Source organism: Streptosporangium sp. NPDC087985 (genome assembly GCF_044741965.1).
Taxonomy (GTDB): Bacteria; Actinomycetota; Actinomycetes; order Streptosporangiales; family Streptosporangiaceae; genus Streptosporangium.
The window spans coordinates 1,078,895-1,080,439 of the sequence record NZ_JBIUTQ010000001.1; the positions used below are offsets into that span (position 1 = coordinate 1,078,895).

Consider the following 1,545-nt stretch of genomic DNA (forward strand, 5'->3'; position numbering starts at 1 on the left):
GTCCCCGCTACCAATACGGAAGCCTTGATCTCTCAGAGATCAAGGCTTCCGTTGTTTTACATGTTCAACGGTTGAGTGGCTAGCGTGCCAGGGTGGTGACATGTCCGGACCGGTCCTGCGCTGGCGCGTGCGCCGCGATCTCCTCCTCCTGAAAATCGTCGGGGCACTTGTTTTCGCGGTGGCTACCGTAGTGAGCATCGGTGACTCACACGGAACGATCCTGGCGGGTGTGGCGACCGTGATGATGACCGTGCTGGCCTTGCGCGACATCCTGGCTCCGGTACGGCTCAGCGCCGACGGCGAGGGACTGGTCGTGACGAAGGGCTTCGCCGGCTCGGAGCGGGTGCCGTGGAGCGAGGTCGAGCGGATCCGGGTGGACACGCGGACCCGCTTCGCCTCCCGCACGGGAGTCCTGGAGATCGACACCGGCGGGGCGGTCTTCCTCCTGAGCCAGTTCGACCTCGGTGTCCCATGCCAGGAGGTCGCCGACGACCTGCGCTCTTTCCGGACCGGTTCCTAACCTGTTTTTCCCGTCAGGCCCGGACCGGCGGCGCCGCGCCGTGACCTCGGTACGGAATGTCCTACCGAGGGAGGCTGCGACTCGTGCCCGCGCATCTGCGGGTACGGGGCCCGTTTCCGATCCGCACGGGGGGAGCCTGCTCCAGGCAGGCCAACAGTGCGGCCGCAGTGTGCGCGTCGGACAGGATCCGGTTCACCTCGTCCTCGGCCGTCGGAAGCTGGCCTTGCTTGGCGAGCTCGTCGGTGAGGAAGGTGAGCGGCTCCGGATAGCCGGCCGTCTCAGCGGCGACCGTCGCCCGGGCCGCGGTGAGAAGACGCAAGTAGTGGGTGCGGAGCGTCGCCTCGCGCATCCGTGCGTCTTCAAGGTCGCTCAACAGAGACCTGGCGACCCTGAGCAGGTCATCGGGATGATCGGCCTCCGCGTCGATGTGCGCGCGGATGTCGTCGAACTCCGAGCTGTCCATGGTTGCTCACCTCCACGGTGGAGTCAGGATCCTGACCCTCGTGCCTACTTCGTATCCGTAACTGCTTGCGGATTGCTTGATGTCTGCTTGCGTCGTCCGGTTTGAGACGCGTGAGGCTCGGGAATGGTTGGCAAGTTGTCTCTGTGACACGAGAGTCCTGATACTGTTCTTCCTGCAGGGCAACGAGCCCCGGATTCCAGAAGGTCTCCAGGTCGGCGAGCTGCTCAGCATCTCCCTCTGATCTGAATCCGGAAATTCGGGCGTGTCCACACGATTGGACACAGACCGGATGCTGGAGTAAGTTAGAAGGGTTGCTCCGGAAACGGGGCAGGTCGAGATCCTAGCGGGTCCGGCGGGTTCGGATCGACTGAAGCGAAAGCGACAAGTTGACACGAACCGGGCGGATCTGGTAGACTTGAAAAGCGGAATGGTACGCCCCAGAGCCGGGACCACAGGGTCACGGGGATGGAGAACGCGTCCGTTTCTTGAGAACTCAACAGTGTGTTAAAAGCCAGTGCATGAAGCACAACCCCGTCCAACCCGCTTCGGTGGGGGACGGATT

At 63.4% G+C, this 1,545-nt stretch carries 2 protein-coding genes; one reads left to right on the forward strand and one right to left on the reverse strand.

Translation table 11 applies throughout. From position 1 onward, the window contains the following. Window positions 1–100 precede the first annotated feature (100 nt). Window positions 101–520, forward strand: a complete 420-nt coding sequence (locus ACIN94_RS05180) for a PH domain-containing protein (RefSeq protein WP_400699895.1) — start codon at window positions 101–103, stop codon at window positions 518–520. A 61-nt stretch (window positions 521–581) separates the two neighbouring features. Here the strand turns inward: ACIN94_RS05180 and ACIN94_RS05185 are convergent, their stop codons facing one another. After that, window positions 582–983, reverse strand: coding sequence for a hypothetical protein (locus ACIN94_RS05185; protein ID WP_400699897.1), 402 nt, complete (start codon window positions 981–983; stop codon window positions 582–584). Window positions 984–1,545: the final 562 nt, after the last annotated feature.

Excerpts from the sequence above, each read along its gene's own strand:
- ACIN94_RS05180 (WP_400699895.1), top strand. The coding sequence starts at position 101 with ATGTCCGGACCGGTCCTGCGCTGGCGCGTGCGCCGCGATCTCCTCCTC.
- ACIN94_RS05185 (WP_400699897.1), bottom strand. The coding sequence starts at position 983 with ATGGACAGCTCGGAGTTCGACGACATCCGCGCGCACATCGACGCGGAG.